The organism is Paenibacillus wulumuqiensis, assembly GCF_000971965.1.
Classification (GTDB): Bacteria; Bacillota; Bacilli; order Paenibacillales; family Paenibacillaceae; genus Saccharibacillus; species Saccharibacillus wulumuqiensis.
The window spans coordinates 77,685-100,050 of sequence record NZ_KQ040792.1; the positions used below are offsets into that span (position 1 = coordinate 77,685).

Below are 22,366 nucleotides of genomic sequence, written 5' to 3' on the forward strand. Positions count from 1 at the left end.
GGGTTTTTCTTCATGATTAGTAATTCGCGGTGGACGGTTAATAGGTGAATAATTCATCTCTTTTCACGGAGAATATGAACGGAGGTACCTGCATCTTATGTCTAACTCTAATTCCGAGCACTCCCAGCCATCCCAACCGCATAACCGACTTGATCATAACCACTCCGAGACGCCTACATTCTGGTATGATGATGGCCCCGATATCCTGATTCCGGTACCGCAGGAGTTCAGTTTTACCGAAAATTACAATCATCTGGCGACTGCGACCAATGAATCGCTGTATACCCTGCAGAATGGCGCGATCTACAAAGCAATCGCTGTTAATCAGCAGGCTGCAGTGGTCAGGATCAGTGCTCACGGAAGCACGGATATCCGGATTCAATTTGTAGATGAGCCGGATTGGAATTCGCCTGAACTGCGTGCCGGCGTGGCGCAGTATGTGTACGACTGGTTCGATCTGGGGACTGATCTGGCTCCTTTTTATGAAATGGCCAAAAACGATCCACTGCTCAAGGAAGCGATTGTGTCTTTTTACGGACTTCGCAATATGGGTATCCCGGATCTGTATGAAGCGATTTGCTGGGGGATTCTGGGGCAGCAGATCAATCTGGGATTCGCCTATACGCTCAAAAGAAGACTGGTGGAGCATTTCGGTCAGGCACTGGTGCGGCAAGGACAGACCTACTGGCTGTTCCCGACAGCCGAGCGGATCGCTGGTCTGACTACGGAACAGCTGTCGGCTGCAGGCATAACGACAGTCAAAAAGTGCGAGTACCTGATCGACACCGCCAGACGCATTGCCGAAGGCACGTTGTCCAAGGAACAGCTGCTACAGGCCGCCGGTGTGAAGCAGGCCGAGAAAATGCTGGTGCAGATCCGCGGTATCGGACCGTGGACGGCGCATTATGTACTGATGCGCTGCCTGCGAATGCCGTCGGCTTTTCCGATTGATGATGTGGGACTGCATAATTCGATCAAGCACGTGCTGGGCCTGGAGACCAAGCCGACCAAGGCGCATATTCTGGAACTGTCTGCCGGCTGGTCGCTGTGGGAATCGTATGCGACGTTTTATTTGTGGCGGTTTTTATATTGAGAATTATTTTACCATATCTAAATAGATTTTTTAAAATACTTATATTGTAATTTTAGTACTTAAATGTATTTTTTTAAAAGTGTGTTATAGTTGTAATGCAATATAATACATAACTAGGAGATGAGATTTTTGAAAAAAATTATTGCTAGTGCTGGTGTTTGTTTAATGTTGTGTTTGAATGTAGGAATAGTAAATGCTGCCCCGAATACTAAGTTGGAACCAGAACAGATTGCACAGGAAGTTGTTGAAGATTACTTAACCAATATGAAAAATAAAAACTTTACTGAGGCTATAAAATTAGTAGAAGATTCAAGATATCCAGATCAAAATAAACAAATACAAAAATATGAAGACTATAGCGAAGAAACAGATTTTAGCGGTATTAAAGTAATTGATACTACAAAATTAACAGATAAGGATGTTATAGTGACAATCAAAGAGCAAGAAGGAAATACAAATTTGAATGTAATCAAAAAAGATAATGAGTGGAAATTAATGCTTGGAGATGGTGATCAGGCTACAACACAAGCGTTAAATAATGATACATTTTCTATTACTTCAGCAGTTGATTTTTATGAGCTTAAAGGTCTAACGAATGGAACAATTCTTTACAGTGACAATGCTTTTTCTGTAGGGGCTTCTAACTCAGCCACTATTAAAGGTTGGCAAAACTCTGGCATAGGAAGTGCAAAAGCTTCATTCCAATATGAAGTTGTACAAGATGTATGGAATGGATGGAAACCGTGGAGCGTCCCTGTTACCGTTACAGGAAATATTTCACAAAATAGTACTTCTGATTGGTATACAAGAAGTTTCAATGGTATACCTGCAGGAAGTAACTATCATATTAAATTCACTGGAAAAACACCAAATAATTTCCCTGCTGATGGTGCAGGAAATGTATATGTAAATTAATGATTTCTAAATTATTAATATTAAACATAGGTTGTGTGTATTATTTTTAGAAGGGAGGGAGAGCATGAAAATAAGTATTAAAATTTTAATGTTACTTGTAGGTGTCTATTTAATATTTCAAGGTATAGATATACTTACAACAACTGCTCGTGGAGAATCGATTTATAGAGTAGGTATATTAATACCAGCTCAAGATAGAAGTCTATCGATTTATGGTTCGACTTTTCTCTTTATTGGAGCATTATTAATTTCTATTCCTTTTCTTTCGAAATTTGTCTTTAAGTTTTGGAGTAGAAGTTTTTAAAGGAGTATAGTTTATATAATTTTATAGTGTATCTTATAGTACTTAACTAGTATTATAAGATACACTTTTTTAATTTATGTATAGTTTTCACAAAATGGATAAATATTTTCGTGCACTCTTTGATGCAAACGGTTGCATAAATCACAAGATAATACTATAATAACTTATAATTTCATAGCCAATGCTTCATGTTTTCCATTGCCTGTTTCTACACTGTTATCCCAGGAAGCCTGGTAAACCGCAATTAGTTACACTTTAGCTTACATAGTTTACTGAAAACCCTTACTTTGGCTTTTGAGCAAACGATTGCGCAAAACAGCGTCTTGGCCATCACCGATGAAGAACAGCAACAATCTATTGAATCGGATTAGGAGGATATTATGTTAGCAGAAAAGATGAATAAAAGTAACAACAATGGTGTCCGACAGCACTTGCCCAAGCTGCCCCTTCATATGATCTGGATGATCAGCTTTGGATTTTTGGGTGTGCAGATGGCGTTCTCTTTGCAAAGTTCCAATATGGGCCGTATTTTTCAGACGATTGGTGCAGATCCGCATAGTCTTGGTTTCTTCTTTATTCTGCCGCCGCTGGCAGGGTTGATTGTACAGCCGCTCGTCGGGTACTTCTCGGACCGGACCTGGATGCCAAGGCTCGGACGTCGTATACCTTATCTGCTGATGGGCGCCATTGTGGCGGTTATCGTGATGTGTCTGCTGCCGAACTCGGGCAGCTTCGGATTTGGTCCGATGGCGGCACTGACATTTGGTGCGATCACGATTTTGTTTATGGATGTATCGTCCAATGTAGCGATGCAGCCGTTCAAGATGATGGTCGGCGACATGGTCAATGAAGAGCAAAAAGGGTTTGCTTATTCGATCCAGAGCTTTCTGTCCAACAGCGGTGCGGTAATCGCCTGTATCTTCCCATTCCTGCTGACGATGCTGGGCGTCTCCAATAGTGCACCTCCGGGTGTCGTTCCGCAGTCTGTTGTTATCTCCTTCTATGTCGGAGCGATTGTTCTGATTGTGTGCAGTCTGTTCACGGTATTCAAAGTAAGAGAGTATACACCTGCCGAGTATGCTGCCTACCACGGTATCACGGAGGAAGACAGCAAAAACAAAGCAGGCATGATGAGTCTGCTGCGCAGCGCGCCAAGAGTATTCTGGACGGTATCCCTGGTGCAGCTGTTCTGCTGGATGGGATTCCAGTATCTGTGGACATACGGTACGGGAGCTGTCGCTGCCAACGTATGGAATACAGCCGATCCTTCCAGTGCGGCGTATCAGGAAGCGGGTAACTGGTTTGGTATTCTGTCGGCTGTTCAATCTGTCGCAGCGGTACTCTGGTCACTCGTACTCGCGAATATGTCCAACAACAAGCGCAAAAGCTGGTATGCACTCAGCCTGATCCTGGGCGGCGCAGGCTTTGCCTCGGTGTTCTTCATTCATCACCAGGGGGCGCTGATTGTGTCGTTCCTGCTGATCGGTATTGCCTGGGCGGCGATGATGACCTTCCCATTCACCATGCTGACGAATGCACTGTCCGGTGAAAATATGGGTACGTATCTCGGTCTGTTCAACGGCAGTATCTGTCTGCCGCAGATTATCGCTTCCTGTCTGAGCTTTGCGCTGTTCCCGCTGCTCGGTTCCTCGATGCCGGTGATGATTCTGATTTCGGGTATTTTGCTGGTGATCGGGGCATTTACAGTAGCTACGATCAAGGAAACGTATGCGACAAGATAAACTGGACCATAGTCCAATAAATAGATAATCGTTAACCTGGGATTATAGGCAGGACGGGAAGAGAGAATCCATCTCCTCCCGTCCTTTTTTTATGGGCAGCCAAGGCCGATTAGCGGCGTATTCAATCGATTTACATATAATTACTTTAATGTTAGTATGAAGCCATCGGATTGAAGGGAGGATGCGATCAATGACTCACTCCATGCGTTTACAATAAGCACCCGAAAAAAAGAATTCCCTGTTCAGGCGGGCTTTTTTGAGATGCTTATGTTTACGTATATGGAGATTGCTCGCAATCCGGATGGCTGTACCCTGTGTTGTCCTGTTGTGTTCCTGTACGTCATATGAGCAGATCCTGGCCCTTGGTAGGCTTTGATCTGCTTTTTGTTGTTTGGAATGTACAGAAAAGGAGAGGGTATCATTGAAGTATGACAACTGGCAAAGGAAATTTGCACTGATCTTTAGCGGGCAGATTTTCTCGATTCTGACTTCGTCCATGGTTCAATTCGCTATTATCTGGCATCTGACAGAAAAGACGGGATCGGCTACCGTGCTGATGATAGCGGGATTGGTCGGATTTATGCCGCAGGCGCTGCTCGGTCCGTTCATCGGGGTCTGGCTGGACCGGTGGAACCGCAAGCTGACCATGATTGTGTCAGACAGCATGATCGCGGTCTCCAGTCTGGTGCTGGGTCTCTATTATATATGGGGAGAACCGAGCCTGTGGGTCGTGTATGTCGTTTTATTTATCCGCTCGGCAGCGTCTTCTTTTCATGGGCCTTCCTTTCAGGCGGCTATTCCGCTGATCGCACCGGAGGACCAGCTGACCCGGGTGGCAGGTTGGCATCAGCTGGTCTTCTCCGCTTCCAGCGTGCTCGGTCCGGCGCTGGGCATTGCGGTCTACTCGGCATCTTCGCTCGGAACGCTGCTATTGCTTGATGTGGTGGGGGCGCTGATCGCCAATGCGCTGCTGCTAATGGTTCGTATTGATCAGCCCAGGCTGGAGATCCGGGAGACGCCTTCTTTTCGGCAGGAGTTCGTGCTGGGCTGGCGGACATTGATCTCGAATAAAGCGATTGTGACGATCACGATTGCCATGGCGGTGTTCAGTGTGGTCTTCATGCCGCTGGCGATGCTGTTTCCGCTGATGACGCTTGCGCATTTTGGCCGCGGAGGATACAGTGCCAGTTTGATTGAGGCAGTATTTGGCATCGGCATGATTTTGGGCAGTATGATGCTGTCGGTACTCGCCTCCAAATGGAAAGACTCCACGTATATCAGCCTCAGCCTGGGCATTATCGGCATTACCTGTATGCTGAGCGGCATGCTCGGGAGCAGTGCATTCTGGGGATTTGCGGTGCTGTCCTTTTTGATGGGAGCTGCAGCTCCGTTATTCAATGGGCCGTATATGGCAATGATCCAGAAAGCGTACGAACTCGAGACGCTGGGACGGGTGCTCTCGCTCATTACGAGTATCGCTCTGCTGTGCTCACCGATCGGAATGGCGCTGGCGGGACCGGTCGTGGAGCGGTTTGGAGTACAGACCTGGTTTTTCTGGTCGGGTATTATTGTGGCAGTCGTCGGGGGCGTCATGTTTATCCGGTTTTACCGTGAACCTCAGCGGGGTGAAGAAAATCAGGTGCTGGAATAAGTAGGGTATAAATGCGGTATAAGCACCCATATCATTATATAGGGCATGTGTAACTTTTTTCACGGATGGATTGCTTCCATGGCTGGTAATATGGTAGCATAGCAATACCGTTTTATTAACTTCATACATTCAAGGGCTATGATTGCTATGGATCACACTATAGCAGGAGCAGCTTCTGGAGAGATCGCGGATTGACCGCGGCGCCGAAGGGTTCACAATCTCAGGCAAAAGGACAGAAGAGTACCGAATATATATTTGTCATGCAGATGATCGTTATCGGCAGGGCAGGTATTATATTTTGATATTCTTGTGCACCGGGAGATTGGATGACATCCAGTCTCTTTTTTTATGGCTTTTTGAGCCGGTTTGATAAATTTGAATGCATGTATTGCAGGGATCTAGGGGGAAACTAACATGGCACAGACAGAATTAAAAAGAGAACTTGCCAACCGGCATGTCCAGTTGATTGCGATCGGGGGAACGATCGGAACGGGGCTGTTTCTCGGTTCGGGCAAGGCGATTGAAAAGGCAGGTCCATCGATTATTATCACGTATCTGATCGTCGGTATGGCTATCTTTTTCGTGATGAGGGGACTGGGTGAGCTGCTGCTCTCCAAAGCGGGCTACCAGTCGTTCACGGATATTGCCGAAGATTATCTGGGACCGCGGGCGGCCTTCATTACCGGCTGGACGTACTGGTTCTGCTGGATTATGACCGCGATGGCCGATGTGATCGCGGTGGGGGTGTATGTGCAGTACTGGCTCGATATTCCGCAGTGGATACCGGCCGTGATCTGCCTGATTATTCTGCTGGGGCTCAATCTGATGACGGTCAAGAACTTTGGGGAGCTCGAATTCTGGTTTGCCTTGATCAAGGTCATTACTATTCTGGCGCTGATCGGGCTCGGGATTGTGCTGCTGATCATGGGCTTCCAGACCGACGCAGGCTCGGTAACGGTTCGTAATCTGTGGGAGCACGGCGGGATCTTCCCGAACGGAGTCACCGGCTTCCTGTTCTCGTTCCAGATGGTTGTCTTCGCCTATGTCGGCGTGGAGCTGGTCGGTGTCTCGGCAGCAGAGACGGCCAACCCGGAGAAAAGTATCCCTTCGGCGATCAACAAGATTCCGCTGCGCATTCTGTTCTTCTACGTCGGCGCACTGTTCGTGCTGCTGTGCATTAACCCATGGACACAGCTCAGCCCGTCGGAAAGTCCGTTCGTGCGTACCTTTACTCTGGTCGGGATTCCGGTAGCGGCAGGTATTATCAACTTTGTCGTATTGACGTCGGCGGCATCCGCATGCAACAGCGGTATGTTCTCGACCAGCCGGATTCTGTATAATCTGAGCCGCAAAGGACAGGCTCCCGAACGCTTCGGCCAGCTGAACCGCAATCATGTGCCGAGCAGCTCGCTGTTCGTATCCACACTCGTGATCTCCGGCGGCGCACTGCTGAGCAAGCTGATTCCGGGGCAGGCTTTTGAAATTGTGACGACCATCAGTGCGATCTGCTTTATCTGGGTATGGGGCGTTATTCTCGTCTGTCATATCCGGTACAAAAGAAGCCGCCGCGATCTGCACAATGCGTCCAAGTTCAAAGCTCCTTTTACCCCTTTTATCAACTATGTGGTACTGGCGCTGTTCGCGGCGATTCTGGTCATTATGCTGATCGCGGACGAGACACGCCCGGCACTGCTGTGTACACCGCTGTGGTTCATTCTGCTGCTCGTGCTGTATTCACTGCGCAGTCGTAAAGTAAAGCGCAGCAGAGAGAGCCAGGTGACCAATCCGTGAGGATCGCTGCCGCAATATAAGATTGAGGCACAGGAGCAGGAATAGTATAATAGATCAGATATACAGAGCGGGATGGACCGGTTATGAAAGTACAGGTGACCATTCATTTGGCGGAAGGAGGGAGATCACGATGAACGATAACACAGCAGATTCGGCAGAAAGCACAGAATCCCATCCACCCCAGCCGCGGCGTGTACGGGCAGATGCTCAGCGCAATATCGATTCCCTGCTGCAGGCGGCGATGACGGTATTTGCGAATTCGGGAGTGGATGCTCCGGTACGAGAGATTGCCGAGCAGGCCGGTGTCGGTGTGGGGACGGTGTATCGCCATTTTCCCCAGCGTTCGAATCTGATTGAAGCGGTCTTTCGTCAGGAGGTCGATGCCTGTGCCGATGCGGCAGAGGAGCTGTCCGCACAGTATGAGCCGGGTGAAGCATTGTCACGGTGGATGCAGCGATATGTGGACTTTATCGCAGCCAAGCGCGGACTGGCGGCAGCTCTGCATTCAGGTGATCCGGCATATGAGATGCTGCCGGCCTATTTTGACAAGCGGCTCAAGCCGGCGCTGGTCAGTCTGCTGGACAAGGCGGCTGCGGCCGGTGAAGTGACTGCAGATGCAGAGCCGAATGATCTGCTGCGAGCGGTTGCGAGTCTCTGTGCAGCAGGTCCCAAGGACGATCCAAGGCAGGCACGGCAAATGGTCGCGCTGCTCGTGGACGGACTGCGCTACCGGGCAAACCGGTAAGCTGGTGAATTCCGTTTGCTACCGGAGTAGTTGTGTATGAATGATTTGTTTAATAAATGATTTGTTTATTATAGAAGAAACACCATTTTACCCATTAAAAAGCAGCAGGACTCACACATGTTCCTGCTGCTCTAATTTCCATATCAGATAGAAAAGGAAGCCATGCGCATGGCTTCCTTTTTTGCTGCAGATGAATTGAAAGTTCTGCTCTGGTCGAAGTGGAACTTCTGCTATAGCTGCTGCATAGAGCATTCAGTTACTGATCACGAGGATTCTCCGGCTGACTACTGCATTCATACTACATTCATAAGGCAGTGAAATAGACCAAATTGTATCATAAATGCCTTACTTGGATTCAATGCGACCCATCGGGCTGTCGCTCTCGGCCAAATCCGTCTTGGCGGCTTCCCAGGCTGGATCTCCTGCGTACAGCTGGCTGCGCAGATACGCCCAGGTGAGCTGCTGCACCACTGCCACCCGTTCCGGACTCTCATCGGTCGTCTCGGCAACATCATAGCCCGATACACCGCCAAGTCCATGCCCGGCATCGAACAGGGTAAGCAGATCTTTGGGTCCTGGAGCGAGGAAGTATGGATCGGTATGCCAGTCGGGACCTATAACGGTCAGATGGCGGGAATCATCCTGGTCACCGGCTACGACCAGTGCCGGTATCTTCATCCCGGAGAAATGCATGGTGGAGAAAAAAGGATAATTTTTCTTCGTAAATTCGCTGAGTGCATCGCCGCCTCGGCCGGGTGCCGCAAGCAGAATCCCTGCCTTGATCCGGGGTTCGGTCAGATTCACGTCGGTTCCATCTATCGGATCGGTGAGACTGGCGCCGAGCAGCAGGCTGATCGTATTCCCGCCCATGGAGTGTCCGGCTGCAGCGACCCGGCTATGATCCAGACGCCCGGAGAGCTGCGGAACAGTGGATTCGATCACATCCAGATGGTCGAGAATATGCGTCATATCCTGGGCACGTGAACGCCAGTACATCGGTGCTTCGGGATGATTCGAACCAAGATTCAGCGTCCGGGAACTGAGATGGGTCGGCTGGATAACAACAAAGCCATGGGCTGCCCAGAAATTAACAAGCGGCGCATATCCATTCAGGGAAGACAGGTGATTGGAAGGCCCCTGCCCGTGCGAAAGCAGAATAATGGGCAGATTGTCACCGATTGCAGGTGCAGTTACTTTCATATTCAAATCGACAGGACGGCCGGGAACAGGAAGCACGAGCGGACTGTAAGAGAGAATGGGAGCAGGGGCACGCATTGGAATGTTCATGGTCAGGGTAATCTCCTTTTGGACATCGAATGATGGCTGTCGCTGTCTGGATGCAGTATGTATATTTTTTAAGCGGAACCATGTTCCAATTATATATGGAACGCGGTTCCATTTGCAATAGGGTTGTAATGAACTGAATAGAAAATACAGAAAATAATGTTCTGGGGGAAGGTCTGTACTATGATAGATATAAGAAATATAGATACAAGAAATATCAATGGAGGGTAGCCGGGATGAAGCCGAATTATACGGATATGGGGCTTAGCTGTACAATGGGCAAGCAGCTGCGGAAGGAAGTGGAACGCCAGTTGATCGAAGATGCCAAATATTACGGACTTATTCAAAAGGAATACAAAAAAAGCATGATTGTCGTCTGACAGATCATACAAGATGCATACGATTCGTTTGTTGAACAGTTTATCGGGAAAAGGCTGTCTGGGCTGCAGGCGTAATGGTATACTGGTTGCTGTAGCGCAAGTAACGGACATTTTGTGCACGGATGCAGCTGACGGAGCGTTTAAATAGTACAGATATGCCAAACGAGCAGCATCTTTATTAAATTTGAGAGAGCAGGACTATATCAATGACAGATAACAACAACCCGATTTACCGGTTCAGTGAGGCGCCCATATGGAATCTGCTGTGGGAATATTATGAAGAAGAAGGACTGAGAGCCTGGAGCAATGACCAGGTGCCTCAATATGTAACGAGCAATCCGATGATCGGGGATGCCTATGCGGAGATGATTTTCGGATTTCTGCAGGACCGGGCGAATCAGGGATTTGGCTCGGAGCCCGTATATATCGTGGAACTGGGTGCGGGTGCCGGGCGTCTGGCGTATCATGTCATCCATGAGCTGCGCGAGCTGATCGAGTACGCCGGGATCGATATACCGGATTTCTGTTATGTAATGACAGATCTGGCGATGAATAATGTAACGGCCTGGCAGCAGCACCCTGCGCTGCAATCCTTTATCCAGGAGGGGATCGTGGATTTTGCACGGTTCAACGCGGTCGAGGATACCGAGCTTCAGCTCGCCGTATCCGGGAAAACGATCCAGCCGGGTGATCTCAAACAGCCGATATTGATTATCGCCAATTACTTTTTCGATGGCATTCCGCAGGATCTGATCTATATCGGAGATGGCAAAGTGCATGAAGTGGATGTAGCGGTTCAATACCCGCCATCTGATGGCGTACTCAAAGCATCCGAGCGGATCAGCCAGATTCAGCTGGATTATACGTATCGTCATGCGCCGGAATATGAGCAGGACGACTATCCGTACCGCAGTGTGATTGCCATGTACCAGGAACATCTGGAAGACTCGCACATTCTGTTCCCGGCAGCGGCCTTTACCTGTCTGGATCGGCTGAATGCTCTGTCCGATGCCGGATTCCTGCTGATTACCGCTGACAAGGGAGACCATCTGATGGAGAAATGGCAGTTCGCCGATCCGCCGGAACTGGTGCTGCACGGCAGTTTCTCCTTTACAGCCAATTATCATGCGATGCAAAAGGTATACGAACAGCGGGGAGCCGAAGTGTTATTCCCGACGCAGCATTACAGCAGCATTAATATCGGTTGTATCCTCAGTCTGGAGCAGCCGGTGAGATATCCGAACACCCGACTGGCTTACCGCCGCTGTGTGGAACGCTTTGGTCCGGATGAATTTTTCAGTCTGAAGCTGTGGGTGGATCAGCATCTGGACAGCCTGGGGTTGCAGCAGATTCTCAGCTTCTGGCGGTTGGGTGGCTATGATGCGGAATTCTTCATCCAGACGACCAAGCAGATCTCCAGCCTGATGGCGGAAGCGACCGATGACGAGCGGGAGGATATCCTGAGCGGGATCGAGGCTATGTGGTCCTCGTATTATGTGATGGAGCACCAGCACTACGACCTGGCGCTGGACATCGGTCTGGTATTGTTCGAAATGGATATGTACGAGCAGTCCAAGCGCTATCTGGAAATCTCGGTAGCCCAGGAGAAAGAAGAAGTCGTATCCACTGTCTATTACTGCCTCGCGATCAGCTGCTTTGAACTGGAGCAGATCGAACAAGGCGCCGAGTACCTGCGCAAGCTGCTGGAAGTCGAGCCGGATCATGAAGAAGCGCTGGCGCTGATCAGCCATTTTGAATCGATGGAATAGTCGTCCCTATGATCTTTCTATTCCATAATATATAAGTACAAGAAAAAGACGCCGATTTGGAACGGCGTCTTTTTCTTGTTGATCGATGGTGATGACATGCTGGCCATCTTGCTTTTACCGCATGCGTCCCTTTTTGAAATTAAAGGGCTAGGTTTGGCAAAGCGAGATTATTCGATCTCCATCTCTTTCACGGTCTCGCCTTCGATCAGTACCGGTTCATAACAGGTATTGTCCGGCAGATCCTTTTTGCCCTGCAGCTTCTTGATAATCCACTCGGCGGCATCGCGTCCCATCTGTTCCTGTGGATGGGTGAGCGTCGTCAGCTTGATGCTGGCATTTTTGGCGATATACGAATTGTCCTGCCCGATAATCGACATATCGTCCGGAATAGAAATATCCAGTCGGCGGCAGGCATGCACCACTTCCAGTCCCACCTCATCGTTATAACAGACGATCGCAGTCATCATGTCCCGATTCTCATTCAGGAAAGCATCCAGATGCTGGGCCAGATCCGGCTTGGAATTCGTGTCAAAGGACAGTACCTGCTCCGGATGGAAGCGCAGCTTGGCTTCGCCGAGTGCCTTGATATATCCCTTCATCCGGTACTTGCCCTGCAGATCGTCCATTTTGGCGATAATGCCGATCTGGGTATGACCTTTGGATATCAGCTCCCGGGTAGCGAGATAGCTCGACTGCACATCATCCAGCCGGAAAAACGGCACTTCCAGTTCCTCGTAAAAGGCATTAATCATCGTAAACGGTACATCCTGCTCTTTGAACGACAGGTAATAGGCAATATTGGGATTGTACAGATTGCTCTTGGTCGGCTCGACGATCAGACCGTCCACGCCGTAGGAGAGCATCATCTCCAGCGCCTTTTTCTCCTGGGCAACATCGTTATTCGTACTGGCCAGCAGCAGCGAATAATTATCCTCATTCAGCCGGCTCTCGATGCCGCGAATAATGGACGGGAAGATGTAGTCCGAGATGTAGGTGGTGATAACACCGATTGTTCTGTTGGTGGTGCTGCCGCCGGAACGGGTGCGGTACTGGTTGCTGACATATGTGCCGGACCCTTTTTCACTTCGCAAAAATCCTTCGTTCGACAGCTCCAGAATCGCTTTGCGCACGGTCTGGCGGCTCACATTATAACTCTCCTGCAGGGCGGATTCGGTCGGAATCTGCATGCCGACACTGTAGGTTCCCGACAGGATATGGCTTTTTATATCATCAATGATGACCTGATATTTGGGCTTCACGTAACCACTTCTTTCATCGTTGTTCATCCATACACCGTTCAATTTCAAATAGTTGTACGTACACATTTTATCATGATTAGGTATGGATGGAAATGAAATGACCTATTTATCCAAATAAACCGTACAAATCTGGCTTTCTTTAAAGAAATGTACTCTATATTTTTATTTAAATCAATCGTTAAATTGCATGATATGAGACAGTTATGGCTATATTGTAAGTATAAATTATAGATAATGTTGACAAATGTACGTACAAAAAATATACTGAAACTGTTGAAAAAGAGAGCGCATTCTTTTTGGTGGAATACACGATGTATTCCTCAGAGAGATGTGACAGCCCCAGCTTTGCTATATCACATACAAAACATATACATGAATTCAGTCCGGCGCAGGCTGCTGAATTCCGCAGCATGAATTTATACATTGGCATGACAATACAGGCATTCGGAGACGTTATTCCAATAGATATGAGCAGTTTGGAAAGCGCTTTTCTAAAAGGAAGACGGCAATTAGAGAGGGGATACAGGATCATGAGTCAGGTGGACATGAAAGAAGCGATCACTGCGGGAGCAACATCGCTGGGTATCGAATTTGGATCGACACGGATCAAGGCAGTACTGATCAACCAGAACTTTGAGACGATCGCATCCGGCAGTTATGAATGGGAGAACCAGCTGAAAGGCGGGTTCTGGACTTATGATCAGGAGACGATCATTGACGGTATGCAGACTGCTTATCGCAAAATGAAGCAAAGTGTCCTGGAGCAGTACGGCATCACACTGCAAACGGTAGGTTCAATCGGATTCTCAGCCATGATGCATGGCTATGTGGCGCTGGACAACAGCGGGGAGCTGCTCGTTCCTTTCCGTACATGGCGTAATGCCACAACCGGAGCAGCAGCCAAAGAGCTGACCAAACTGTTCCAGTTCAACATTCCGGAGCGCTGGAGCATTGCTCATCTGTATCAGGCGATTCTGAATGAAGAGACGCATGTATCCCAGCTATCTTCCATTACCACGCTGGCAGGATATATTCACTGGCGGATGACCGGCAACCATGCGATCGGGATTGGCGATGCATCCGGTATGTTCCCGATTGAAGAGACTTCCCATAATTATCATCCATCCATGATCCAGCAGTTCGATGAACATATCGCAGGCAAAGGCTATCCATGGAAAGTGGAAGATCTGCTGCCCAAGGTATACCGTGCAGGCGAGCAGGCAGGCACATTGAACGCAGAAGGTGCCAAACTGCTTGACCCGGATGGCGATCTGCAGACAGGCATTCCACTGTGTCCGCCGGAAGGCGATGCCGGTACTGGTATGGTCGCAACGAACAGTGTACGCAAACGCACAGGTAACATCTCGGTCGGTACGTCCGTATTTGCCATGATCGTATTGGAGAAGGAATTGTCCAAAGTGTATCCGGAGATCGATATGGTAACGACGCCGGATGGCAGCCCTGTCGGTATGGTACATGCCAACAACTGCTCCAGCGATATCAACGCATGGCTCGGACTGTTCCTCGAATTCTCCGAAGCGATGGGCTACGGATCGGATAAAGAGAAATTGTTCGGCGTGCTGTTCAACAAGGCGCTCGAAGCAGACCCGGACGGCGGCGGCCTGCTGAGCTATGGCTACTACTCCGGCGAGAACATCACCGGTATGGAAAAAGGACGCCCGCTGTTCGTTCGCTCACCGGAAAGCAAGTTCAACCTGGCGAACTTCATGCGCACGCATCTGTTCACGGCATTCGGTGCACTTCGAATCGGCATGGATATTCTGACCAATGAAAAAGTACAGATCGACAGCGTTCTGGCACACGGCGGTCTGTTCAAGACGCCGCTCGTTGGACAGCGCATCGTATCGGCAGCACTGAATGTGCCTGTAGCGGTAATGTCTACCGCCGGAGAAGGCGGAGCATGGGGTATGGCGCTGTTGGCATCCTACATGATCAACAAGGATACCGAAGAAAGTCTGGACGTATTCCTGGAGCAAAAAGTGTTCCACGATGTAGAAGGAGAAGAAGTGACGCCGGATGATACGGATGTGCACGGATTCGAGATCTTCCTGGAGCGCTACCGTCAGGGCCTTGCGATTGAGCAGGCAGCTATCGATCATCTGTTAGAGAACGGAGGAAACTAATATGTTGGAGCAACTCAAAGAAGAGGTATATCAGGCGAATCTGGAACTGCCCAAGCATGGATTGGTGAAATTCACATGGGGTAACGCCAGTGCCGTCGATCGTGAAAGCGGACTGTTCGTTATCAAGCCAAGCGGCGTCAGCTACGAGACAATGAAGCCAAGTGATATGGTCGTGGTCGATCTGGACGGCAACGTGGTGGAAGGCGAGATGAGACCTTCTTCCGATACAGCGACCCACGCCGTTCTATACAAGCACTATCCGCAAATCGGCGGTATCGTGCATACCCATTCCACCTGGGCAACGATCTGGGCGCAGGCAGGTCTGGATGTGCCGGTTATGGGAACAACGCATGCGGATACATTCTACGGCGCGGTTCCGTGTGCCCGTTTCCTGAATCAGGAAGAGATCGACCGCGGCTACGAAGCCGAGACCGGCCGCGTCATTATCGAGACGTTCGAACAGCGCGGTCTGGATGTAATGGCGATTCCGGCAGTGCTGCTGCATGGCCATGCACCATTCACATGGGGCAAGGATGCCAAGTCTGCTGTCGTGAACAGTGTCGTACTGGAAGAAGTGTGCAAAATGAATCTGTACGCACGTGAACTGAATCATTTTGCCAAGGAACTGCCGCAGAATATTCTGGACAAGCACTATCTTCGCAAGCACGGCAAAGACGCTTACTACGGTCAGAAGTAAGCAGCAGCGATCCCACCAGATCGTTCAGCAATCATTCGTCAGTCATTCAGCAATTGTAGTATGTCGTCCATGAACAGCATATTTTCAACGATTATATATTATGGAAAAGAGGATGATTACATGTCAGCAGCAGTAGAAAAACAATTCTGGTTTGTCGTAGGTTCCCAGCATCTGTACGGAGAAGAAGCACTCGGTGAAGTCAAAGCCAATGCACAGAAAATCGCCGACTCCCTGAACGCAAGCGGCGTACTGCCTTATCCGCTCGTACTGCAGGATCTGGCAGTAACGGCAGACAAAATCACCAACATCATGAAAGAAGTCAACTACCGTGATGAAGTGGCAGGCGTAATCACTTGGATGCACACCTTCTCTCCGGCGAAAATGTGGATTCGTGGTACGAAACTGCTGCAAAAACCATTGCTTCATCTGGCGACACAGTACAACGAAAGCATCCCATGGGCGACGATCGACATGGACTTTATGAACCTCAACCAGGCAGCGCACGGTGACCGCGAATACGGCTTCATCAATGCCCGCCTCAAAAAGCAAAACAAAATCGTCGTTGGTTACTGGGAACGTGAAGCGGTACAAAAACAAATCGCTGACTGGATGGACGTAGCGGTTGCCTACAACGAAGGATTTAACCTGAAAGTAGCCCGTTTCGGCGATAACATGCGCAACGTTGGCGTAACCGAAGGCGACAAAGTGGAAGCACAGATCCAGTTCGGCTGGACAGTGGACTACTACGGTATCGGCGACCTCGTGGAATACGTTAATGCCGTAACCGAGCAGGAAATCGATGCGCTGATGGCAGAATATGCAGAATTGTATGACTTTGAATATGGTTCTTACAGCAAAGAAGACTGGGAAGCCAGTGTACGCGTACAGGCGAGCTACGAGATCGCACTCAAGCGCTTCCTGGACAACGGCGGATACACAGCGTTTACAACGAACTTTGAAGATCTGCACGGCATGAAGCAGCTGCCGGGTCTGGCAGTTCAGCGCCTGATGGCACAGGGCTACGGCTTTGCCGGTGAAGGCGACTGGAAAACAGCTGCCCTGGATCGCCAGCTGAAAATCATGAGCCACAACCTCAACACAGGCTTCATGGAAGACTACACTTACGAAATGGCAGCCGGACAGGAAGCGATTCTGCAATCGCATATGCTGGAAGTTGATCCTACCCTGGCAAGCAGCAAGCCAAAAGTAGTCGTGTCCCCACTGGGTATTGGCGATCGTGAAGACCCTGCCCGTCTCGTATTCGACGGTAAAGCTGGCGAAGGCGTGGTTGTATCGATGGCAGACTTTGGTACTCACTACAAACTGCTGATCAACGAAGTATCCGCATTCGAACCTACTGTTCCAGCACCGAACCTGCCAGTAGCACGCGTACTGTGGGAAGTGAAACCAAACTTCCAGGACGGCGTACGCGCATGGATCGAAAATGGCGGCGGTCACCACACGGTTGTATCCCTGAACCTGACTACCGATCAGATCATTACGTATGCCAAGCTGGTGAACCTGGATTACGTTGTGATTAAGTAAGATGATTTAGAGACTTGTCTGTAAGCGGGCAGGTATCCCTACCAGGCATGAACTTGAGACCGGAGAGATTCTCCGGTCTTTTTGTTATGCTCGGATCAAATAGTCTGAAGGTGCTCAGCTTGTGATCTGTTCCCGGATAATCTTGTGCAGCAAGCCGGCAGCAGATTCCGGCGAATAATAGGTCTGGCGCAGCTGCAGCAACCCTACCGGAATAAGAGAAATTTCCAGTTCCAGATCAAGCTGCTGAATTCCCGGAATTAGCGGTGTAGATTCCAGAACAACACCGACAGCAGTCGTATGTCTTACCATAGGAGGAATCATGGAGATCGGAGTAACGGAATTGATCAGAGCCGGAGATTTGCGGTGGTGTGACAGATATTTCGAAAATTGAAGATGATACAGGCAGGTAGGTCCCCCGGCAGTAAGAGGATAATCAAGAACATCTTCGAATGAAACGGATGCAGAATGACATAACGGATGATTGTGGTCAGTGACAAGAATAATTTTCTCCTCATACAGAGGATCAAAGTAAAAAGCGGATGCATCCGCCGGAGAACCGCAAATGGCAAAATCCAGCCGGTCACTCCACAATTCCTCTATCAGCCTATCGGTATTACCGGTTGTGATCTGGGAGGTGATTCGCGGTTTGTGCTGCTGTAATTGGCGTATAGCGTCCGGCAGAATCCGGTGGATCGCCGATTCGATTCCGCCAATACGCAGAGTACCGATTTCATCCTGCTGCAGCGATCTGGCGAGTTCGGCCGTGTTATTCCAGTGCCGGATCAGATGCTCTACCTCTGCTGCAAAAATCTGGCCAGCTGGCGTGAGCTGAACATCCCAACCTCGCTTGAATAGCTGAATCCCCAGTTCTTTTTCCAGCCGCTGAATCTGGTTGGTGATGGTAGACTGGGCATAGTTAAGTTTTTCGGCGGCACGGGAAAAGGTCTTTTCCTGCACAATAGTCTGAAAAGCAACAAGTTCCTTTAGATCCATGATGATCACCTCTATCGGATAAATCGATTAACTTCATATATTTATTCCATTATATAGATGAAGAGATATAACGTACACTGGAATCATTCCCAATAAGGAGTGGTCAGAGATGCCTTTTATTCGTGTGAGTTATGTGGAGCAGCAATATGGAGACATTCAATTACAGCGTATCAGTCAGGTTATTATGCAAGCGTTAATCGATCATTTTAATGTACCGGAGGATGATTTTTTTCAGGTTTTTCATGCTCATCAGAAAGAAGAGTTTTACTATCATCCCCGTTACCTGAATGTAGAGCGAAGTGATGAACTGCTCTTTATTCATATTACCTGCAAATCCGGCCGATCGATCCGGCAAAAAACAGGTCTGTATCGCCAGCTGGCACATCAGCTGAGTATAGGAGTGCCGATGCGTCAGGAAGATGTATTTATCATTATTAATGAAAATGAGTTTGCCGATTGGTCATTTGGTAATGGAATCGCCCAGATGCTCCCTGTTTCAGAAGAGGTGTCTGAATGACTCATCCAGCAATTCGATCCAGTGCCAGAGAAGCTTACGGAGAGATCGCGCCGGAATTTGTCCGTTATTCGGAAGAAGTATTATTCGGAGAAGTATGGAGACGTGAAGAGCTCTCCCTGCGGGACCGCAGCCTGATTACGGTAGCGGCACTTACAGCTGGAGGAATGGTGGAGCAGATGCCATATCATATGCGTCTGGCTATGCAGAATGGAGTGCAGTCCTACGAGTTGGTAGAGACCATCACCCATCTGGCCTTTTATACAGGTTGGCCTCGCGCAGCAGCTGCCCTGACAGCAGTCAAACAGGTGCTGGCACAATCGGATCAGCCTGACCATAAAGAACAGAAATAGACAGCTTTCCATAGCCTAGCAGAGCCATGATACGTGTATCCAATCAAGGCTGCCCTCTTTTTACTGGAGTCATCTATAAATAAAAAAGACTTCTTTGTCCGATTTCGATTAGTCCCGCCTGTAATGGGTAAAAATTGGAAAAGGACAAGGAGGGATATAATGTTCAAAATGCATGAAAAAGGAAAAATAGTAACACTTGCTCTGCTGCTGGCCCTGCCGGCTTCTGCCTACGCAGCGGAACCACAGGCGACAGCGCCAGCAGCAGAACAAACGGCGCCGGCTGCATCAGGTGACTCTTCCACTACATCGTCCAGCGGCCAGGAAGCCACTTCATCCGCTGCCCAGACCAAAGCCAGCCTTACCGATTCACTCAAAGGTGGCTATACCACAGCAGCCACCAAAATGAGGGTGCCATGGTCGATGCAGTTTGCCGGAGATACCGTCTATATTACGCAGCGTGTCGGCGGTATTGTACAGGTCAAAAACGGCAAACAGACGCTGCAAAAAGTCCAGACCAAAAAACCGCTCCGGGTAGTAGGCGAGGCGGGGCTGACCGGTTTTGTGCTTGATCCGAATTTTGCCAAAAATAAAATGGCATATATCTATCATGCTTATGAAGAAAAAGGCGAGGGCTTCAACCGGATCGTCAAGGTCAAGCTGACCGGCAATACATGGAAAGAGCAGAGCGAACTGCTAAAAGGCATCCCTGGCGGCCGCATCCATGAAGGCGGACGGCTGGCGATCGGACCGGACGGCATGCTGTACAGCACCTCCGGCGAGACCAATCGGCGTGAACTGTCCCAGGATCTGGACAGCTATGGCGGCAAAATCCTGCGAATGACCACAGCTGGCAAAATTCCAAAGGACAATCCGATCAAAAACTCCTATGTCTACGCCTACGGACTGCGCAATTCCCAGGGTATCGCCTGGACCTCTGACGGCAAGCTGTACGCTTCCGATCACGGTCCGAGCGGCGCACCGATCCCGGGCGGCGGTACCGACCGTACAGGTCTGGACGAGATGAACCTGATCAAACCCGGCGCCAACTACGGCTGGCCGGAAGTGATGGGCAAAGAGACAGCTACCGGTATGACGCCTCCGCTGTACGTGGCAGGCTCCAAAGCAATCGCCCCATCCGGTATTGCGGTTACGCCGGATGATACGATTCTCGTAGCTACGCTGGCAGGCGAGAGCCTCAAGGAATTTGATCCGAAGACCAAAAAAATGACCAATGTGCTGACCGGTGTGGGTCGTGTGCGTGATGTGGCCGTGCATAACGGCAAGATTTATGTGCTGACCAACAATACATCCGGTGGCAACGGCAATCCGGGAGCGAATGATGACCGGCTGCTGATTTTGAAGTAATATGGATATCATTTCTAAATTAACTTTTAAAATGATAGTACTTTCATTAGAAAGATAAAGCGAAGTAAGATTTGTAGTATGTTCAGTATCAAAAAAACCTTGAAGTAATACTATTATAAGTATTGCTTCAAGGTTTTTTTAGTAGTTCAGAACTTGATTAAGTTCGAAACTTTTAGTCAAACCGAGACCCCATTTTAAATTTAATGTACCTAAAACTTTTTTATTCTTAAAATCATTATATAAAGAATTTTTCATTAGAACTGTTAAAGTATACTGTTGATCAGAAAAACGCTCTACATTTATCATTACTGCTTCATTAGTATAGTAAATATACCCTTCATTGTTTGAAGGAATAAAATATATACGCACATCACGCATACTTCTTATCCAGTTAGAATTAGTGATTTGGATAGGTAGGTTAACTAACTTATAGTCAGCATAATTAATATCATTGGGTATTTTGCTTAACCAATGATGCCCATCGGCCACTTCAGCATTTTTCCCTTTTTGTAAATAAGCTAGGGAGTCTTCATCATTTTTTAAAGCTGTATCTGTTATTGAAGTCACTTGAATAGAGGGAGGAAAAATCGCAAACGTGGTAAAGCCAAAAACCGATTCTGCGATCAGGTAAATTAAGACAATTAAAGTTATAATTTTTTTATTCATATGTTACCTCTTAAAATTGTAATAAAGTACATGAGTATACTCATGTACTTTATTACAATTTAATTAATCAAATTTGATTAGCCAGAAATCTCTATTAGCAAAAGCAGAATCTTTAATAGATTTATCTACTACATCTTTATTATTTGGTCCAGAATGGTAGGTTAAGTAGACTGTAGAACCTACTTTTTTCGTAACTACCATCGAATGGGTTCTATCATTTTTATTTCCTGAAGTATACGATAATTGTACTATGTCTCCAGGTTGAGCTTTACTGATTAAAGAAGAAACTTGAGTATGAGGATAATAAGAACCAGCTGAGCCTTGAGAAGTCCAAAAAGTATAAAAATCATCTACCGCAGTCCAAGAAGAAGTTTCAGAGAATCTAGAAGCGCCTGCCCCAGATAATTGGCTATACCAATATTTAGTTGTTACATATAACATACCTTCATATCCTGATGGCCCGCCTTTAGGTATCCTTTTAAAATGACCACCAGCCAACCATACTTGGGATATAAAATTAGTACAATCATTTCCCCATTCGTTAAAACCACCATTTCTTTTTACTGCGCCATTAGCTGCCCACTTATATGCGTAATTAACAGCTTGCTGTCTATTGTAAGACAAAGAGGCAGTAGCTGAAGCTGCTATTGAAGGGCCATTATGAGTGATAGAAAAGTTGTTTGGACTCTTACTTGCATGAGGATCAGCGACAGGAGCTTGAGTTTCATTATAATTTATAGCATATTCGACTAGTTCTTCATGTTGAGGTGAATTTGCTAATTTTGAATCCATATCCCACAAAAAGTTATTGACAAATTTTGAGTATTCAGAAGAACCTACTTTATAATCTAAATTTAATTCCTTTATTCTTTCTTTGAATATAGATTCTGGATTTGAAACTGTAGTCTCTGTTTCCAAAGCATAAGTATCACTTTTAACAGTAGTATATGTATCATTGAAAACAGTAATAGCAGATCTTTCTGATATAGGTGTCTCTTGTAGCTGAATTGAAGCATTGGGCTGGGCAAAAGCTAAGCTCGTACTTACTATAGATAGTAGGCTTAATGATAAAGTAGTAGAAATAAATTTTTTCAAATTAGATACTCCTTCATAAAGTTAAATTTAAATGCAATAGTTAGTATAATTATTATGGGGT

20 protein-coding genes and 1 riboswitch are annotated in these 22,366 nt (G+C 47.9%); of the genes, 15 read left to right on the forward strand and 5 right to left on the reverse strand.

The features are described 5' to 3' along the window. The first annotated feature begins 97 nt into the window (after window positions 1–97). The 7 genes from WH45_RS00350 to WH45_RS00385 all read left to right on the forward strand — a co-directional run bounded on the left by WH45_RS00350 (window position 98) and on the right by WH45_RS00385 (window position 8,241). Complete coding sequence (locus WH45_RS00350) at window positions 98–1,093, forward strand: DNA-3-methyladenine glycosylase family protein (RefSeq protein ID WP_082096460.1); 996 nt, start codon at window positions 98–100, stop codon at window positions 1,091–1,093. Between the two features lie 129 nt (window positions 1,094–1,222). Continuing rightward, window positions 1,223–2,008, forward strand: coding sequence for a nuclear transport factor 2 family protein (locus WH45_RS23805; protein ID WP_235338203.1), 786 nt, complete (start codon window positions 1,223–1,225; stop codon window positions 2,006–2,008). A gap of 64 nt (window positions 2,009–2,072) precedes the next feature. Continuing rightward, the gene (locus WH45_RS00365; RefSeq protein WP_046212424.1) at window positions 2,073–2,312 is read left to right on the forward strand and encodes a hypothetical protein; all 240 of its coding nucleotides are present in this window, start codon (window positions 2,073–2,075) and stop codon (window positions 2,310–2,312) included. A 380-nt stretch (window positions 2,313–2,692) separates the two neighbouring features. Next, entirely contained in the window at window positions 2,693–4,054 is a 1,362-nt protein-coding gene (locus WH45_RS00370) for an SLC45 family MFS transporter (RefSeq protein WP_152663447.1), read from the forward strand. 421 nt (window positions 4,055–4,475) lie between these two features. Continuing rightward, window positions 4,476–5,705 carry an MFS transporter gene (locus WH45_RS00375; protein WP_046212425.1) on the forward strand — a complete coding sequence of 410 codons (1,230 nt, stop codon included), beginning with the start codon at window positions 4,476–4,478 and terminating at the stop codon, window positions 5,703–5,705. A gap of 165 nt (window positions 5,706–5,870) precedes the next feature. Then, window positions 5,871–5,951: riboswitch (glycine riboswitch) on the forward strand. A 168-nt stretch (window positions 5,952–6,119) separates the two neighbouring features. Further along, window positions 6,120–7,496 carry an amino acid permease gene (locus WH45_RS00380; protein ID WP_046212426.1) on the forward strand — a complete coding sequence of 459 codons (1,377 nt, stop codon included), beginning with the start codon at window positions 6,120–6,122 and terminating at the stop codon, window positions 7,494–7,496. A 130-nt stretch (window positions 7,497–7,626) separates the two neighbouring features. After that, window positions 7,627–8,241 carry a TetR/AcrR family transcriptional regulator gene (locus WH45_RS00385; protein WP_046212427.1) on the forward strand — a complete coding sequence of 205 codons (615 nt, stop codon included), beginning with the start codon at window positions 7,627–7,629 and terminating at the stop codon, window positions 8,239–8,241. 345 nt (window positions 8,242–8,586) lie between these two features. Here WH45_RS00385 and WH45_RS00390 read toward each other — a convergent pair whose 3' ends face one another. Further along, window positions 8,587–9,528, reverse strand: coding sequence for an alpha/beta hydrolase family protein (locus WH45_RS00390; RefSeq protein ID WP_046212428.1), 942 nt, complete (start codon window positions 9,526–9,528; stop codon window positions 8,587–8,589). A 233-nt stretch (window positions 9,529–9,761) separates the two neighbouring features. Between WH45_RS00390 and WH45_RS23510 the strand changes: the two genes are divergently transcribed. Continuing rightward, the gene (locus WH45_RS23510) at window positions 9,762–9,905 is read left to right on the forward strand and encodes a hypothetical protein (RefSeq protein ID WP_156075142.1); all 144 of its coding nucleotides are present in this window, start codon (window positions 9,762–9,764) and stop codon (window positions 9,903–9,905) included. Window positions 9,906–10,111: 206 nt separating this feature from the next. Continuing rightward, the gene (locus WH45_RS00395; protein WP_046212429.1) at window positions 10,112–11,674 is read left to right on the forward strand and encodes an SAM-dependent methyltransferase; all 1,563 of its coding nucleotides are present in this window, start codon (window positions 10,112–10,114) and stop codon (window positions 11,672–11,674) included. 167 nt (window positions 11,675–11,841) lie between these two features. On the opposite strand, the gene WH45_RS00400 is transcribed toward WH45_RS00395, so the two are convergent. Then, window positions 11,842–12,933 carry a GntR family transcriptional regulator gene (locus WH45_RS00400; protein ID WP_046212430.1) on the reverse strand — a complete coding sequence of 364 codons (1,092 nt, stop codon included), beginning with the start codon at window positions 12,931–12,933 and terminating at the stop codon, window positions 11,842–11,844. Window positions 12,934–13,463: 530 nt separating this feature from the next. Here WH45_RS00400 and WH45_RS00405 point away from each other — a divergent pair. The 3 genes from WH45_RS00405 (at window position 13,464) to araA (ending at window position 17,319) form a co-directional block, all read left to right on the forward strand. Continuing rightward, on the forward strand, window positions 13,464–15,077 hold the full coding sequence (locus WH45_RS00405) for a xylulokinase (protein WP_046212431.1): 1,614 nt from the start codon (window positions 13,464–13,466) through the stop codon (window positions 15,075–15,077). Window position 15,078: 1 nt separating this feature from the next. Further along, window positions 15,079–15,774 (forward strand): L-ribulose-5-phosphate 4-epimerase, encoded by a 696-nt coding sequence (locus WH45_RS00410; RefSeq protein WP_046212432.1) that lies wholly within the window; start codon window positions 15,079–15,081, stop codon window positions 15,772–15,774. Window positions 15,775–15,894: 120 nt separating this feature from the next. Next, window positions 15,895–17,319: an L-arabinose isomerase gene (gene araA / locus WH45_RS00415; RefSeq protein ID WP_046212433.1), complete on the forward strand. Its 1,425-nt coding sequence runs from the start codon at window positions 15,895–15,897 to the stop codon at window positions 17,317–17,319. Window positions 17,320–17,433: 114 nt separating this feature from the next. On the opposite strand, the gene WH45_RS00420 is transcribed toward araA, so the two are convergent. Continuing rightward, window positions 17,434–18,312 (reverse strand): LysR family transcriptional regulator, encoded by an 879-nt coding sequence (locus WH45_RS00420; RefSeq protein ID WP_046212434.1) that lies wholly within the window; start codon window positions 18,310–18,312, stop codon window positions 17,434–17,436. Window positions 18,313–18,421: 109 nt separating this feature from the next. Here WH45_RS00420 and WH45_RS00425 point away from each other — a divergent pair, with 109 nt between their 5' ends. From WH45_RS00425 to WH45_RS00435, 3 genes are all read left to right on the forward strand, one after another. After that, entirely contained in the window at window positions 18,422–18,829 is a 408-nt protein-coding gene (locus WH45_RS00425; RefSeq protein ID WP_046212435.1) for a tautomerase family protein, read from the forward strand. After that, the gene (locus tag WH45_RS00430; RefSeq protein ID WP_046212436.1) at window positions 18,826–19,179 is read left to right on the forward strand and encodes a carboxymuconolactone decarboxylase family protein; all 354 of its coding nucleotides are present in this window, start codon (window positions 18,826–18,828) and stop codon (window positions 19,177–19,179) included. Before WH45_RS00425 ends, WH45_RS00430 begins: the two co-directional genes overlap by 4 nt. 159 nt (window positions 19,180–19,338) lie before the next feature. Beyond that, entirely contained in the window at window positions 19,339–20,544 is a 1,206-nt protein-coding gene (locus WH45_RS00435; RefSeq protein ID WP_046212437.1) for a PQQ-dependent sugar dehydrogenase, read from the forward strand. 138 nt (window positions 20,545–20,682) lie between these two features. On the opposite strand, the gene WH45_RS00440 is transcribed toward WH45_RS00435, so the two are convergent. Further along, the gene (locus tag WH45_RS00440) at window positions 20,683–21,210 is read right to left on the reverse strand and encodes a hypothetical protein (RefSeq protein ID WP_046212438.1); all 528 of its coding nucleotides are present in this window, start codon (window positions 21,208–21,210) and stop codon (window positions 20,683–20,685) included. A gap of 63 nt (window positions 21,211–21,273) precedes the next feature. Next, window positions 21,274–22,305 (reverse strand): amidase domain-containing protein, encoded by a 1,032-nt coding sequence (locus WH45_RS00445; RefSeq protein ID WP_046212439.1) that lies wholly within the window; start codon window positions 22,303–22,305, stop codon window positions 21,274–21,276. Window positions 22,306–22,366: the final 61 nt, after the last annotated feature.

What these genes read in the sequence shown, in the direction of transcription:
- WH45_RS00350 (WP_082096460.1), top strand. Translation starts at nt 98, where the DNA reads ATGTCTAACTCTAATTCCGAGCACTCCCAGCCATCCCAACCGCATAAC.
- WH45_RS00365 (WP_046212424.1), top strand. Translation starts at nt 2,073, where the DNA reads ATGAAAATAAGTATTAAAATTTTAATGTTACTTGTAGGTGTCTATTTA.
- WH45_RS00370 (WP_152663447.1), top strand. Translation starts at nt 2,693, where the DNA reads ATGTTAGCAGAAAAGATGAATAAAAGTAACAACAATGGTGTCCGACAG.
- WH45_RS00380 (WP_046212426.1), top strand. Translation starts at nt 6,120, where the DNA reads ATGGCACAGACAGAATTAAAAAGAGAACTTGCCAACCGGCATGTCCAG.
- WH45_RS00385 (WP_046212427.1), top strand. Translation starts at nt 7,627, where the DNA reads ATGAACGATAACACAGCAGATTCGGCAGAAAGCACAGAATCCCATCCA.
- WH45_RS00390 (WP_046212428.1), bottom strand. Translation starts at nt 9,528, where the DNA reads ATGAACATTCCAATGCGTGCCCCTGCTCCCATTCTCTCTTACAGTCCG.
- WH45_RS23510 (WP_156075142.1), top strand. Translation starts at nt 9,762, where the DNA reads ATGAAGCCGAATTATACGGATATGGGGCTTAGCTGTACAATGGGCAAG.
- WH45_RS00395 (WP_046212429.1), top strand. Translation starts at nt 10,112, where the DNA reads ATGACAGATAACAACAACCCGATTTACCGGTTCAGTGAGGCGCCCATA.
- WH45_RS00405 (WP_046212431.1), top strand. Translation starts at nt 13,464, where the DNA reads ATGAGTCAGGTGGACATGAAAGAAGCGATCACTGCGGGAGCAACATCG.
- WH45_RS00410 (WP_046212432.1), top strand. Translation starts at nt 15,079, where the DNA reads ATGTTGGAGCAACTCAAAGAAGAGGTATATCAGGCGAATCTGGAACTG.
- araA (WP_046212433.1), top strand. Translation starts at nt 15,895, where the DNA reads ATGTCAGCAGCAGTAGAAAAACAATTCTGGTTTGTCGTAGGTTCCCAG.
- WH45_RS00420 (WP_046212434.1), bottom strand. Translation starts at nt 18,312, where the DNA reads ATGGATCTAAAGGAACTTGTTGCTTTTCAGACTATTGTGCAGGAAAAG.
- WH45_RS00425 (WP_046212435.1), top strand. Translation starts at nt 18,422, where the DNA reads ATGCCTTTTATTCGTGTGAGTTATGTGGAGCAGCAATATGGAGACATT.
- WH45_RS00430 (WP_046212436.1), top strand. Translation starts at nt 18,826, where the DNA reads ATGACTCATCCAGCAATTCGATCCAGTGCCAGAGAAGCTTACGGAGAG.
- WH45_RS00435 (WP_046212437.1), top strand. Translation starts at nt 19,339, where the DNA reads ATGTTCAAAATGCATGAAAAAGGAAAAATAGTAACACTTGCTCTGCTG.
- WH45_RS00440 (WP_046212438.1), bottom strand. Translation starts at nt 21,210, where the DNA reads ATGAATAAAAAAATTATAACTTTAATTGTCTTAATTTACCTGATCGCA.